We start from the raw sequence: 13,499 nt of genomic DNA on the forward strand, positions 1-13,499 counted from the left end.
TTTCACTTACAATTGTTGATTTTCTGTCACATTTAAAAGAGACTCACCTTCCCCACATCTTTTGAATTTTCATACCAATATCACTATTAATCTTACCTTCCAGAGAGCCCTCAATGATAGGCAGAGAGAGTACTAAATCGCTTTCAAAAATTTCTTGTTCCAGAAGTGCTATATCTGTTGTTAATACCACGGCATACTGGAAACCACTGGATTTGACTTTTCGGCAAACCTCATTAATTAGATCGACATATCCTTCCCCTCCATACTGAATCGCCGGGTAAGTTACAATCCGTCCCTTAAACGGTATTTCCACCAAATCCATAAAATCACGTAATCTTTCTAATGCCCGAACCGTCTCAGGAGGACTCTCGGACCCACTTAATCCTGTAAAAGGTATGAGACATGTATCATAGAACTTTCGATTTTCTTCCCACTGTTCAACTTCAAAATCACTGAATTTCATTAATGTCATCTCCCTATTTGCGATCCTTCTTCGCGTCCACTTTTCACAAATTTGCCCGATGTTATAAATCCCATTATATTGAAAGAGGAAGACAAACGTCTAGATTTAGATTTTGACCCGTCTTCCTTCACCTCTAATTGATACAGAAAGTGAGTTGAACAGGTACCTATTTAATAAAAAAGAAATGCGCTAAGCGCATTTCTTTATGCCAAACTTTTAAGTTCTTCTGTAAGATTTCGAAAAGCCAATTTATCTCCTGTAGCCAGCGCCGTGTCAATCTCACGGTGCAAGATGTCGGAGCGACGCTTTCGCAGCGCTTCATCCCACACCATTTCTGCCGCAAGTCCTAGCATCACTTCGTACGTAGCCTTCATTTTGTCCATTCGATACACCTCCGCTGTTTAAGAGATCCTTATTGCTTTAATATTTTGATATCCATCAAGATGATTTTGTTTTCGGTTTCAAAAGTGACGGCACCTACTAAATCATATTCAACAATCCTGTCTACGTTCTACATATTTACCCATTCTGATCAATACTTCATCTATTGTTCCTATCAACAACCAAAGCGAAGTCCTCATCTACGTATGTAATCCTCATAAGCATAAGCATTTGCTTGTATGCCTCCATACTACTATAGATGTTTAGGCACGGCTATCTCCATCCCCCACGGCGTCATCATCACAGTGAGACCAGCAGTAGTCTCCCCTAATTTAAGCATCCCAAGGTGCACCATCATCCGAATAATTCGTTGCTCCAGAATAGAGGCAGCATTGTCATAATAGAACGGTTTAATTAACCACCCAATACCATCCACTAATGAAGGTACGCTCACCCAATTCCCAGCACTAATGCTTACCCAATACACAAGTGAAGGCAGGTTTGGTACAGCCCCCTTATATAGTTTTAACCAAAAAGAGAATATCTGCATCAACGAGTCACATTTTCCGTCGGCTAACACTGACTCTCCTGTCGCCGTAAGCCTTAGCCGAAAACCTTCTTCAGTGATCCAGCGGCGATGACGAACATAATCATACAGGAGCGCTAATCTAGGCGGATAATGCTCACATGCCCTACCATAGCCAAATCTCCAGCCGCCTTTGCTAAGAAGATCCTCCGGAATATGAAGTGCATTCATCACTCCTTGCTGATACCGCCTATACATTGCCCCTTCCTGATTAAGCTCTGGCTCATTTTCCTTGGTATATCTCAGAAGCATAACCAGATCACTTAATAACAATTCTCCTTCATTTCGATACATGGCTGGTTCAGAGCTAACCGCAATCTTATCCTTGATATGTGCGCTCATAGTCTCACGAAAGCGATCTTTCAAGTCTTTAGGCACTTGGAACAAGTATCTGGTTTGCTGGGAGGAACCGCTAAAGAGCCAGCCTCCGCTTTTGAAACGAGAAACCATTTCCCGGAAGCCTCCGGTCTTTCCTTCTGGAGCATCAAAAGAAGCCTGTCTAGCTACTGCCAACAAATCTTCCAGACTAAAGTAGCTGCGTTCATCAAAAAGTAATGTATTCAGAAACCGTAGATCCTCCGGAGCACATTCCCGGATATGAGACTCCATAAAACTTCTGCTTCCAAGCATAATCAAAATACTCTGGATCAAGTCATGTTTGGAATTCTGCTTGCATTCACACCGGTAGCGTCCCGCTATGGCGGTCAGCTGTCCAATATCTGCATAAGTGAGCATATCCGCCAGATTCATGTTTTATCGCCTCACCGTTTTACTACCATTATGGGAAATACAGCCCTTTTTATTCCCCTTTGCGCAAAAAAAATAACCCGATGCACGGGTTAACGCTGATTTTGCAGGATATGGCGAGTACAATTATATAGAATAGGGTTCCATTCCCGTTCTTTCTTCTCCAAAATTGTCAGGGATAAATTTCCAATTCGCTCAGAATACTTATCTTTGTAAAATGCAGTATACAGTTGAGCGAGGAACCCTCCATGAGATATAACTAGTATGTTCCGATTGGGATGCTGTGCAGAAATATCCTCCATAAAGGCAAGTGCACGTGCTTGAAGCTGTTCGTCAGTTTCTTGACCAAGTGAAAGCTGACTCCAATCTTTCCCCCACTTCTCTTCACGCTCAGCGGCAGTAAGCCCTTCTACTTGCCCGTAGGCACGTTCCCGGATCCGATCATCAGGATCAAGCAACGGTACATTTAATTTATCAGCGATGATCTTGCCTGTCTCTGCTGCCCGGGAAAGGTTACTTGTAATGCAATAATCCCAGCGATACGGCTCTTGTAATAAGCGGTCAGCAAGCATAGCAGCTTGCATGCGTCCTTCATCATTAAGCGGAATATCACTTTGCCCCTGTATCTTTCCAATTGCGTTCCAGTCCGTCAATCCATGGCGTATCAAGCCGATTAACATATTGCCTCCCCCTTTTCACCCAAGTATTTGTCTCTTAATGTAACATGGATGAAATAAAAAGTCTTCTTTTATGCGTATTAGAATACAAAAAAGCCCCTTATCTTTACATAAAGGGACTCCTACATCGTTCTTAACACTATTATATACTGAAATAGCTAAGTCATACATCAATAGACCCTTTATGATCTGCGATATCGATTCAGCCGGGTTAACGAAAACACTGCAAAACCCACGCCAAGCATGGATAACATCATCCAATATTGAGGATGAGTAGGTCCCATATTTACTACAAGCGGTTCAATAATCCCACCTTCAGAGCCTAAAATGGGATAAGTAGAAGTCCATTCCATAGAGCCAGCAACGCCAGTCTCTACAATTCCACTTTGAGCCACAGTGATATCTGCAGGTGTTCTAAACATAGTAAAGTAAAGAACACTAGACAAAAATACCGCCAGGAAGCAAGCGATCCAGAGACTAAGCCTATGACGAACAATGGTAGATGTCCCTGCGGATTTCCCATCCCCTGGCATCAACCAAGGACTCTCTAGATAAATCCGCTCCATAACTTTAACATTTATAACTTCTGCACGCTCTTCACTAATCTCTTCTTTCAAATCATGCATAAGCTGGCTACTCTCTTGCCACAGAGACCATTCAGCAGCGCAGTAAGGACAAGTTTCAATATGTTGTTCGAGCAAAATCCGCCTAGGATGTGTGGGGGGAGCGTCCCACAAGAGCGGAATACATTCTTGCGCTTCCCTGCAATTCATTCGCCTTACACCCTCTCAACCTGCTCTTCAACTTCAGGCTCATTGAAATAGGATTCGAGTTGAAGCTTCACACTACTTCTGGCACGAAACAACAATGATTTCACGGAGCTTACACTCTGATCCAAAATTTCTGCAATTTCTTGATAATCCATCTGATCGTATTCACGCAGGATTAGCGCAGAGCGTTGTTTCTCCGGAAGATTATTAATTGCCTCACGAACCAAATTCATCCGTTCTTTACGCAATGCAGCCTGCTCAGGCGCTACTTCAAACGGTGCAACGGGAGTATATCCACTCTCTTCTAGGGATACATTTCCGGCACGATTCTTACGAAGCTCACTCAGCACGGTATTACGAGCAATAGTGTACAACCACGTTGAAAAGGAAGCATCTACCTCTCGAAAGGAATGCAAGCTACGGAATGCCTTGTAGAAAGTCTCCGAACAAAGGTCCTCTGCAATTAGCTCCATTTGTGAGTTTCTAAGCATATGATATACAAATGCCAATATTTTTCGTTGATAACGACGCATTAATTCTGAATATAATTCTGTGTTGCCTTGTTTAATTTCCTGGATCAACTGGGAATCCGTCATGGTGAGATTGGCCCTCCTCGCCCTTGCACGTCTTTTCCCGTCCGGTCCGTACTTATTATACCGGTTTGGGCTTTAAAAGTTGCGCTGGTTTACTACAACTTTTTAGTTTATTACAAGAAGAAACGATATTGTCGACCTTTTATGTAAGACAAACGTTCCTTGTGGGAATTTAAGGAAAAATAAATGACGTGCAACTTATCCGTTCTTCAATTTTGAAATACACCTATGTATATTCAAACACCCAATAATTAAGGCATGATGATTGTGATGAATATAAAAAGAAAAATGGCATATTTCTATGAGCATATAAATTTTATAACGAATCTAGAAATATACCAGATCTATTGTATCACAGATTCTCATAGGATGACATTAATAGACTTCAGAGCAGTAATCTCGTCAGCATGACCTGACAACAGATTATAAACGAACATGAAGTTCAACCATAAGACTTTGATCACTGTAATGTGACTTTAATCTCTTTTCAATAAACTGTTGACAAAATGTAAACGTATACATATAATAAAAGTACAGTATGGTTTCTCTCCACTCCTATCCAAATACTACACGGTTCCAATTTATTGTGAACTGTAGCCGCTTACTTTGTAAGCGGTCTTTTTTTTGTCCTGTAAGCGCTGTATTAGCCCCACTCATTATTAATAACCTCTTCTGCATCCACTTGAAGCAGTAGCTGTTTTCAGCAGTATGCTCTTTCAGATCCTATTTCAGATCCTATAACGAAATAAAAGCCCCTCCATATTGGAAGGGCTACTAACTACACATATACGGTATAATCGTGCTGCTGCAGAAGCACCTTCGCACGTTCCATATCGTTCTCCTGACGAAAAGATAGGCGCATAATTCCCGGCACATCTTCACGACTCTCGATGATTTGTACGTTGCTAAGGTTAATGCCTTGGTCCCCCAGCTCAGTTGCAATACGACCAATAATCCCCGGATGATCCGGTACATCAATATGTAGGTCAAATAAAGGTGCGATCATGCCTTTGCGCCGTTCAGGCAACTGACTGCGGAAGCCATTCGCTTCTTGGAAAGCCTCTTCAATTCCTACGCCATCTTCACTTTCCAGGAGATGAACAAAAGAAGAAACTTCCTCGTTCCAATCCTTCAATAAACGAAGCATTACGGAACGATTGTTCAGCAAAATGTCTCGCCAAATTATAGGATCGCTGGACGCAATCCGAGTGATATCCCGAAAGCCCCCTGCAGCTAGCGTGCTATATAAGGAGTCGGTATCGTCATAGGCACGAATCTGATTTACCAAAGCAACAGCAATAATATGCGGTAAATGACTAATGGCACCTACAATCTCATCATGGCGTTCTGGATCAAGGCGTACAATCTGCGCTCTTGTGTGGTGTAGTAAAGACTCCAGTGCATGATAAGCCTCATCTGGCACTCCTGGAGGGGGCGTCAACACATAATAGGCATTCTCAAATAGCAGTGATGAAGCTGCCTCAACACCTGAGCGTTCTGATCCTGCCATTGGGTGTCCGCCGATAAAATGTACTCCAGGAATATCTAAGGAGACCGCACATGCGGCAATACTAGCTTTCGTGCTTCCTACATCTGTAATAATGCAGCCGGGTTTTAGAGGCAACTTACTTAATTGCTGCAGATAATCCTCTAACATCCCTACCGGTACACATAAAAAAATGAAATCAGCATCAAGTGCCGCTTCTTCAACAGAAAGCGTGGCTTGATCAACCACACCTCTGCTTATATATTTACTCGCGGATTCAGGACGGTGGGCATGTCCTACGACGGTCAGGCCCTCCTTGCCTTTAAAGCAAAGGGCCAGTGAGCCTCCGATCAGACCGACACCGAATATAGCTATTTTTGTCGTCATGTTCTTTGAACTACCTGCCTTTTTTAGTCTAGTCTTGCTGTTTATTACTAAGCGCGCACACCAGACTCTATAAGCGTTTGTTCCAGCGCAGTTATAAACGCTGTGTTCTGTTCAGCAGAGCCCACAGTAACACGAATATAAGTAGGGTAAACTTGATGACCCGCTCTTACTATGATTCCTTTACGCATCAAAGCATCGAAAACCTCGGTTGCAGGTTTTCGAACATCTACCATAATGAAGTTCCCGTGTGCAGGGAAGGATTCAAGGCCCAGACGTTTGAATTCACCTTGTAATTGGACAATACCCGCGCTATTAAGACGACGGCATTCCTCCACGTATTCTTGGTCATTCAAGGCAGCAAGAGCCGCGGCTTGCGCAAGACGAGTGGTATTGAAAGGCTCGCGTACCTTGTTGATCAATGAAATAATCTCAGGACTAGCAACGCCATAACCAATACGCAATGCAGCTAAGCCATAAATTTTGGAGAATGTGCGAAGCACAACCAAATTCGTATAACGATTTAATAATTGGATACCGTTGGAGTAAGATAGATCTGTTACGTACTCACAATATGCTTCATCAAGAACAACCATTACATTGGAAGGAACAGCATCAAGGAAAGAAACCAAGGCTTCCTCTGGTACAATCGTTCCTGTTGGGTTATTCGGATTACAAATCCAGATAACCTTCGTACGGTCCGTAATACGGGCCAGCATCCCATCCAGATCATGTGTACCATTTACAAGTGGTACCTCGATGGACACAGCGCCTTCGATATCTGCGTTACTCTTATACACAGAGAAGGTCTGGTCAGCCATGATTGTCTCATCACCTGGCAAGAAGAAGGCACGAGCAATAAGAGCAATAATCTCATCAGAACCACAGCCAAAAATAATATTATCGCTGTTCACACCAAGACGGTTGGCAAGTGCTGCCGTCAACTCAACGGCCGATCCGTCTGGATATAGATAAAGATTCTCAAGCTCTGCTAGAATAGCTTCTTTAGCACTCGGGGAAGCTCCATACGGGTTCTCATTGGATGCAAGCTTAATAACCTCACTTAAGCCAAGCTCCTTCTTAACTTCGTCTATAGGTTTCCCTGGTTTGTAGACAGGGAGATTAACTATATTCGGTTTTGGATTCATGAATAGTCCTCGCTCTCCATAGTTGATTACTCCACTATACACAGGTCAAAATGACACTGTTATGGTCTTTTTAATTGTGCCACAAATTCTCGAATTTGCAACAGCCCCTCATTCCGTGTAGCGGGATTATCGAGCAGCGGAATGACCTCTTCTATTTTACGAACAATCGCACTACCTACTACCACGCCATCGCAAATCTGAGCAAAGCGGGCAACCTGTTCGCCATTTGAGATCCCAAATCCTACAGCCACCGGCAGATCCGTAGCTTGACGCACGGAATCAATAAACGCCTCTACATCAGCATGGAAAGTGGATCGTTCCCCTGTCACACCTAACGAGGATACACAATAGATAAACCCACTCGCACCTGAGACAATCTTCGCAATACGTTCACTTGAGGTCGGTGCAACTAGTGGAATGAGATTAACGCCAACTTCACTACTGCGGCGACGCATCTCCTCTGATTCCTCGACAGGAAGATCTGGAATAATAAGACCACTAATCTCATGAGCATTCAGTTCTGCGAAAAATGTATCCAGCCCCATTTGCAGGATAGGATTGTAATAGGAAAACAAAATAAAGGGCAGGCTGCTTCCGGCTTGACGAGCTTTTAACGCGGTCTCCATACAGGTACGCAGGTGAACCTCCCCCCGCAGAGCTCGTGCAGACGCTCGCTGAATGACAGGGCCATCTGCTAGCGGATCAGAGTAAGGTACTCCTAGCTCCAAAATGTCTGCACCTGCCGCCTCCAGTTCTGCGATGATGGCAAGCGTAGTCTCCAGATCAGGGTCTCCAACCGTCAGAAAAGGAATTAATGCCGTCCGTTCTTCAGCTTTAAGCTTCCGGAATACCAAATCCATCCGGTTTGTAGTTTCGGTTGTCATTCATTTCCCTTCCCTTCTGTGTACGCCATGATCGATTCCACATCTTTGTCTCCCCGGCCTGACAGGCAGATAACAACAATATCATCCTTGGTAAGGGTTGGACCCATCTTCACTACATGGGCTATCGCATGTGCTGACTCCAAAGCTGGAATAATACCTTCCGTTACACATAGCAGCTTCAGTGCATCAAGCGCCTCTGCATCCGTAATCGGAACATATTTTGCGCGTTCGATATCTTTTAAATAAGAGTGTTCAGGACCTACACCAGGATAATCCAGCCCTGCGGAGATGGAATGAGCTTCTGTTACTTGGCCATGCTCATCCTGTAGTAGATAACTCATCGAACCCTGGAATACGCCATGAGTCCCCTTACTCATCGTCGCCGCATGAAATGGTGTGTCAATTCCCTTGCCTGCTGCCTCAACGCCAATCATACCGACACCTTTATCCTCTACGAATGGATAGAACATGCCGATAGCATTACTACCGCCGCCTACTGCAGCAACAAGCACATCCGGCAGTCTTCCTTCAGCCTCAAGAATCTGGCGCCGCGTTTCATCACCAATAACCCGCTGAAAGTTACGAACCATCATTGGATAAGGATGTGGGCCTACGGCAGAACCGAGAATGTAAAAAGTATCTTCCACATTGCTAACCCAGTAGCGAAGCGCTTCGTTGCCGGCATCTTTTAAGGTACGCGATCCGGAAGTAACGGGAATCACCTCAGCACCAAGCAGCTTCATACGGAATACATTGAGTGCCTGGCGACGAGTATCCTCTTCCCCCATAAACACCTTACATTCCATACCAAGTAGGGCTGCAACCGTAGCAGTAGCTACACCATGCTGACCAGCTCCAGTCTCAGCGATCACCTTGGTTTTACCCATCATTTTAGCCAGAATTCCCTGACCAATCGCATTGTTAATCTTATGAGCACCCGTATGATTCAAATCTTCACGCTTCAAATATATTTTTGCTTCTCCCAGATGTTTACTTAGACGTTCCGCATAATACAGTGGGGTCTCCCGTCCGGAATATTGCTTTAAGAGATAATCTATTTCTTCTTGAAAAGCAGGGTCTGCCGAATACTTCTCATAGGCTTCCTCCAGCTCAATCAATGCAGTCATCAAAGTTTCGGGCACGAAGCGCCCTCCGAATGAACCGAAACGTCCATGCTGGTCCGGTACTTGTGTCATGATTGCTTCACCCTTTCCACAAAAGCTGTCATTTTAATAATATCTTTAACGCCTTCACTCTCTACTCCACTAGATACGTCTACTCCGTACGGAGCATAAGTATCTAGCAACTCTCCTACGTTATTAGGATGAAGTCCGCCAGCCACAAATAACGGCAAACCATTTCGTAGCGCGATTTCCTGATAATCAGGCAACCTCTCCCAAGCGAACGTGCGCCCAGAGCCGCCGCTCTGCTTAGGATCATAAGTATCTAACAATACAGCATCAACGAAGCCTGCGTATTGTTCCAATGTATATTTGTTATCCGCGTCATCACGCTCTTTATCAGCAACAGACAATGCCTTCCACACCTGAACGTGTGGGAAAGCTTGCCGAACCTTTTGACAAAAGGCCGGACTTTCCTGCCCATGTAGCTGAATGACATCTAGTGACACAACGGAGAGCAGTTCGCTCAGCTCATACAGCTCTGGATTAACAAAAACCCCAGCAGCTTTAGGTTTTTCACTAGTCTTCCATTGCGGAAGTTCAGCAATCAGTTCGGAAGCACGTTCCAGAGTAACCCTGCGACGACTAGGAGCGAATACAAATCCAATATAATCTAGTGGTAAGTGTAACATAGATTTTAGCACTTCAACGTCCTGAAGTCCACAGATTTTTACCAATGTCTCAGCCATGCCGGACACGGTCCTTTCCATTTGGAAGCATTCCTAGCAATCCATTTACCGCTTCTTCTACATTTGCTTGACGCATTAGATATTCCCCTACGAGGACCCCGTGAGCGCCAGTCGTTCTTAAGTAGTCAATATCACTTGGCCCTGCAATTCCGCTTTCACTGATCACAGGAACCCCTTGAGGTACTAGTGCTGCCAGCTCTGCCGTTGTCTCTAAGGACGTCTCAAAGGTACGCAGATTACGATTATTAATACCCAGCAGAATATTAGGATGTGTTATCTTGTCTGTACTTAATACCACCGCAAGCTCATTCCGATCATGAACTTCGATTAATACATCCATTCCAAGCTCAGTAGCTATTTCTATAAAATGAGACAGTTTATCTGGTGTCAAAATAGCAACGATTAACAACACCGCATCTGCTCCAAGAATACGCGCTTCATAAATCTGTTTCTCATCGATAATAAAATCTTTGCGTAGCAGCGGCAGATTTACAGCTTCCTTCACTTGCTGCAAGTAAGCAGCGCTGCCCTGAAAATAATCTGTATCCGTCAAAACAGATAAACAATCAGCTCCGCCCGCTTCATAACCTTTTGCAATGGAAACAGGATCGAAATCCTCACGAATCAGCCCTTTTGAAGGAGATGCCTTCTTTACCTCCGCAATCAAACCCATATCCCTGTTCTTCCCCTGGGTCAGAGCCTTACGAAAGCCTCTAGTCTGAGGGAGTGCTGCTATATCACGTTCAGCTTGAGCTAGAGAAAAGCTATTACTGAGCGCCTCCACCTCTTTGATCTTTGTAGAGACAATTTTATCAAGATACATAATTAAGCTCCTCCGTCATCACAACAAGCTGTTTCAGCTTGGATAATGCCTTACCCGAATCCACTACTTCTTTAGCTTTCTCGACGCCTCCGGCCATGGTATCTGCCAGACCCGCTACATATATACATGCTCCTGCATTAGCTAACACGATATCTCGGTAGGGATTGATCTCACCTTGGAGCACAGAGGTAATAATTGCTGCATTTTCTGCTGCGTCTCCACCCAAAACAGCTTCAAGTGGATGTCTGTTAAGACCTAATCCCTCCGGAGTAATTTCATAAGTGGTCACTACACCCTCTTTTAATTCAGACACTAATGTAGAGGCAGAGATGCTGATCTCGTCCAGACCATCCGAACTGCTTACAACCATTGCGCGCTTGGAACCCAGCTCCTTCAGTACATTAGCCACCGTCTCCGTCTTATTTCGGTCATAAATCCCTAGGAGCTGACGGTCAGCTCCAGCGGGATTCGTAAGAGGACCCAGCATATTGAAGATCGTACGAACACCAAGCTCTTTGCGAGGAGCTGCTGCATGCCGCATCGAAGGATGATAAATCTGTGCGAATAAAAAGCAGATGCCGATACGATCCAGACATTCTCGGGCTTGGTCTGCATTCAGATGGATGTTTACGCCAAGGGCTTCAAGTACATCCGCACTTCCCGCTCTGCCTGAAGCAGAGCGATTTCCATGCTTGGCAACTCTTACAGAAGCCGCTGATGAAATAATTGCTGAGGCGGTTGAAATATTAAATTTATGGATGCCGGAACCGCCCGTACCACAAGTATCTAACAAGCGTGCGCGATCAGTCAGTACGGATGTGCCGAACCCTCTCATAGCTTCTGCAAAACCCGTAATCTCCTCCACGGTTTCTCCTTTAATTCGTAAGGCGGTCAGCAGTGAACCGATTTGCGCTTGTGAAGCATCTCCTAGCATTATAGCACCCATTATATCCCGTGCTTCTGTACGTGTCAGATTCTTGCCTTCGATTAGTCCCGCGATTCCTGATTGAATTAATTTCGTTGCATCCATAATGTTCTTCCTCCCAGCCTTAATGAGTTACTATATAAATCAAACCACTTGTTCAGGGGTATATTCGTACATATAATCTTGGTTGATAACTTGTTTCTCTTTCACTTCGGATGGAAACATAGCTTCTGCCATACGAATAGCTTTCAGCATGCCCTTCGCCTTATTCACCGTTTCTTCATACTCTTTCTCGGGAACCGAATCCCAAACGATACCCGCTCCAGCCTGTACGTACGCACGACCTTTCCGGAAGATGATGGTACGAATGGTGATACAAGAATCCATGTTTCCTGAGAACCCTAAATATCCAATTGCTCCGGCATAAGCACCTCGAGCTTCTTTTTCCAGCTCTGCTATAATCTCCATAGCTCGCAGCTTCGGTGCCCCAGAAACCGTTCCTGCAGGCAGACAGGAGAGAAAGGCATCAAAGAAATCTTTATCCTCACTGAGCGTGCCTGACACATTCGATACCATGTGCATGACATGGGAGTATCTTTCAATCTCCATAAAGGAATCACATTTTACTGAACCAAATTTGGATACTCTCCCTAGATCATTACGACCCAGATCAACAAGCATCAGATGTTCCGCACGTTCTTTTTCATCCTCCAAGAGCTCCGCAGCAAACGCCCGGTCTGATGCTTCACTGTCACCCCTTGGTCTAGTTCCAGCAATCGGCCGTGTCTCCACACGATTTCCATCTACCTTTACGAGTGCTTCAGGTGAAGTGCCAACAATAATCTCCTCGTCCATTTTCAAATAGTACATATAAGGAGAGGGGTTAAGAGTTCTGAGCATCCGGTATACATGCAATGGAGAAACTTCCGTTTCAATATGCAACCGCTGTGACAATACCACTTGAAAAATATCGCCTGAGCGAATATATTCCTTCGCCTGTTCTACATTGTTGATGTACTGCTCTTTAGTGAGATTAGAATGAATCTCTCCAAGCTCGATATCCTGCGGAATGCTGCGACGATTCACATTTTCCTTAGGGCCTTCTTTTTGCAGATCTTCGGCCATAGCCTCCAGCTTACGACTCAGGCTTTCATAATTGGATCTGATATCCGAATCTGTATCTCCATCTTTTACATGCAGGTTACCAACAAGCAGAATCTGTTGCTTCACATGGTCAAAAACAATGATCCGATCGCAAAACATAAATCTTATATCATCCATTTGGAGATCATCCACAGGATGCTGAGGTAACTTCTCATAATATTGCAGCAGATCATATCCGAAAAATCCGATAGCCCCTCCAGTAAATGGAGGCATTTCGTCAAGTTTAGGACTACGGTATGAACGGAGTAACGCTTTAAGCTCCTCAATCGGCTTTCCGTATAGTTGCTTCTTCTCTCCGCCGACTTCAACGTTAATTGCACCCTTTTTACCGGATATCATCAAAAAGGGATCGCTACCGATGAACGAATACCGTGCCCATTGTTTTCCACCCTCTACACTTTCAAGTAAGAACGCGCGATCACGTTCAGCGAAACGTTGGAATAACCGGATAGGTGTTTCCATATCCGCGAGCAGTCGCTTTACAACAGGAATCAGATTATAATCCCGCGACAGCTTTACCACCTCTTGAACACTTGGATTCGTCATTGTTAGATGCCCCCTTAGATATATGAATGGTTCCGAAATACAAAAAAAACCT

Annotated in this window: 14 protein-coding genes; all 14 read right to left on the reverse strand. The window is 44.4% G+C overall.

All coding sequences use genetic code 11. The features are described 5' to 3' along the window. Positions 1 to 43 precede the first annotated feature (43 nt). The 14 genes from NYE25_RS11315 to trpE all read right to left on the reverse strand — a co-directional run bounded on the left by NYE25_RS11315 (position 44) and on the right by trpE (position 13,447). Positions 44 to 463 carry a DUF2487 family protein gene (locus NYE25_RS11315; protein ID WP_341145942.1) on the reverse strand — a complete coding sequence of 140 codons (420 nt, stop codon included), beginning with the start codon at positions 461 to 463 and terminating at the stop codon, positions 44 to 46. Positions 464 to 666: 203 nt separating this feature from the next. Next, positions 667 to 846, reverse strand: a complete 180-nt coding sequence (locus tag NYE25_RS11320) for an IDEAL domain-containing protein (RefSeq protein ID WP_042129535.1) — start codon at positions 844 to 846, stop codon at positions 667 to 669. Positions 847 to 1,097: 251 nt separating this feature from the next. Next, entirely contained in the window at positions 1,098 to 2,180 is a 1,083-nt protein-coding gene (locus NYE25_RS11325) for a hypothetical protein (protein ID WP_341145943.1), read from the reverse strand. Between the two features lie 89 nt (positions 2,181 to 2,269). Further along, positions 2,270 to 2,857 carry a histidine phosphatase family protein gene (locus tag NYE25_RS11330; protein ID WP_042190151.1) on the reverse strand — a complete coding sequence of 196 codons (588 nt, stop codon included), beginning with the start codon at positions 2,855 to 2,857 and terminating at the stop codon, positions 2,270 to 2,272. A gap of 179 nt (positions 2,858 to 3,036) precedes the next feature. Then, on the reverse strand, positions 3,037 to 3,627 hold the full coding sequence (locus NYE25_RS11335) for an anti-sigma factor family protein (RefSeq protein WP_341128791.1): 591 nt from the start codon (positions 3,625 to 3,627) through the stop codon (positions 3,037 to 3,039). Between the two features lie 5 nt (positions 3,628 to 3,632). Continuing rightward, on the reverse strand, positions 3,633 to 4,220 hold the full coding sequence (locus NYE25_RS11340) for an RNA polymerase sigma factor (protein ID WP_042190156.1): 588 nt from the start codon (positions 4,218 to 4,220) through the stop codon (positions 3,633 to 3,635). A 775-nt stretch (positions 4,221 to 4,995) separates the two neighbouring features. After that, positions 4,996 to 6,090 carry a prephenate dehydrogenase gene (locus NYE25_RS11345; protein ID WP_341145944.1) on the reverse strand — a complete coding sequence of 365 codons (1,095 nt, stop codon included), beginning with the start codon at positions 6,088 to 6,090 and terminating at the stop codon, positions 4,996 to 4,998. Between the two features lie 47 nt (positions 6,091 to 6,137). Beyond that, positions 6,138 to 7,235, reverse strand: coding sequence for a histidinol-phosphate transaminase (gene hisC, locus NYE25_RS11350; RefSeq protein ID WP_076284569.1), 1,098 nt, complete (start codon positions 7,233 to 7,235; stop codon positions 6,138 to 6,140). A 59-nt stretch (positions 7,236 to 7,294) separates the two neighbouring features. After that, complete coding sequence (gene trpA / locus NYE25_RS11355) at positions 7,295 to 8,119, reverse strand: tryptophan synthase subunit alpha (RefSeq protein WP_341145945.1); 825 nt, start codon at positions 8,117 to 8,119, stop codon at positions 7,295 to 7,297. Then, on the reverse strand, positions 8,116 to 9,315 hold the full coding sequence (gene trpB / locus NYE25_RS11360) for a tryptophan synthase subunit beta (protein WP_042190170.1): 1,200 nt from the start codon (positions 9,313 to 9,315) through the stop codon (positions 8,116 to 8,118). Before trpB ends, trpA begins: the two co-directional genes overlap by 4 nt. Further along, positions 9,312 to 9,989, reverse strand: coding sequence for a phosphoribosylanthranilate isomerase (locus NYE25_RS11365; protein WP_341147717.1), 678 nt, complete (start codon positions 9,987 to 9,989; stop codon positions 9,312 to 9,314). The genes trpB and NYE25_RS11365 overlap by 4 nt, the downstream gene beginning before the upstream one ends. After that, entirely contained in the window at positions 9,982 to 10,812 is an 831-nt protein-coding gene (trpC, locus tag NYE25_RS11370) for an indole-3-glycerol phosphate synthase TrpC (protein WP_341145946.1), read from the reverse strand. The genes NYE25_RS11365 and trpC overlap by 8 nt, the downstream gene beginning before the upstream one ends. Continuing rightward, positions 10,802 to 11,842 carry an anthranilate phosphoribosyltransferase gene (trpD, locus tag NYE25_RS11375; protein ID WP_042190176.1) on the reverse strand — a complete coding sequence of 347 codons (1,041 nt, stop codon included), beginning with the start codon at positions 11,840 to 11,842 and terminating at the stop codon, positions 10,802 to 10,804. The genes trpC and trpD overlap by 11 nt, the downstream gene beginning before the upstream one ends. Positions 11,843 to 11,881: 39 nt before the next feature. Further along, the gene (trpE, locus tag NYE25_RS11380; RefSeq protein WP_042190178.1) at positions 11,882 to 13,447 is read right to left on the reverse strand and encodes an anthranilate synthase component I; all 1,566 of its coding nucleotides are present in this window, start codon (positions 13,445 to 13,447) and stop codon (positions 11,882 to 11,884) included. Positions 13,448 to 13,499 lie beyond the last annotated feature (52 nt).

The organism is Paenibacillus sp. FSL E2-8871 (assembly GCF_038000345.1).
Taxonomy (GTDB): Bacteria; Bacillota; Bacilli; order Paenibacillales; family Paenibacillaceae; genus Paenibacillus_AQ.

Bases quoted from the DNA above. Each gene is read 5' to 3' on its own strand.
- NYE25_RS11335 (WP_341128791.1), bottom strand. From the start codon at position 3,627: ATGAATTGCAGGGAAGCGCAAGAATGTATTCCGCTCTTGTGGGACGCT.
- trpD (WP_042190176.1), bottom strand. From the start codon at position 11,842: ATGGATGCAACGAAATTAATTCAATCAGGAATCGCGGGACTAATCGAA.
- NYE25_RS11365 (WP_341147717.1), bottom strand. From the start codon at position 9,989: ATGGCTGAGACATTGGTAAAAATCTGTGGACTTCAGGACGTTGAAGTG.
- trpC (WP_341145946.1), bottom strand. From the start codon at position 10,812: ATGTATCTTGATAAAATTGTCTCTACAAAGATCAAAGAGGTGGAGGCG.
- trpA (WP_341145945.1), bottom strand. From the start codon at position 8,119: ATGACAACCGAAACTACAAACCGGATGGATTTGGTATTCCGGAAGCTT.
- NYE25_RS11345 (WP_341145944.1), bottom strand. From the start codon at position 6,090: ATGACGACAAAAATAGCTATATTCGGTGTCGGTCTGATCGGAGGCTCA.
- NYE25_RS11320 (WP_042129535.1), bottom strand. From the start codon at position 846: ATGGACAAAATGAAGGCTACGTACGAAGTGATGCTAGGACTTGCGGCA.
- trpE (WP_042190178.1), bottom strand. From the start codon at position 13,447: ATGACGAATCCAAGTGTTCAAGAGGTGGTAAAGCTGTCGCGGGATTAT.
- trpB (WP_042190170.1), bottom strand. From the start codon at position 9,315: ATGACACAAGTACCGGACCAGCATGGACGTTTCGGTTCATTCGGAGGG.
- hisC (WP_076284569.1), bottom strand. From the start codon at position 7,235: ATGAATCCAAAACCGAATATAGTTAATCTCCCTGTCTACAAACCAGGG.
- NYE25_RS11325 (WP_341145943.1), bottom strand. From the start codon at position 2,180: ATGAATCTGGCGGATATGCTCACTTATGCAGATATTGGACAGCTGACC.
- NYE25_RS11315 (WP_341145942.1), bottom strand. From the start codon at position 463: ATGAAATTCAGTGATTTTGAAGTTGAACAGTGGGAAGAAAATCGAAAG.
- NYE25_RS11330 (WP_042190151.1), bottom strand. From the start codon at position 2,857: ATGTTAATCGGCTTGATACGCCATGGATTGACGGACTGGAACGCAATT.
- NYE25_RS11340 (WP_042190156.1), bottom strand. From the start codon at position 4,220: ATGACGGATTCCCAGTTGATCCAGGAAATTAAACAAGGCAACACAGAA.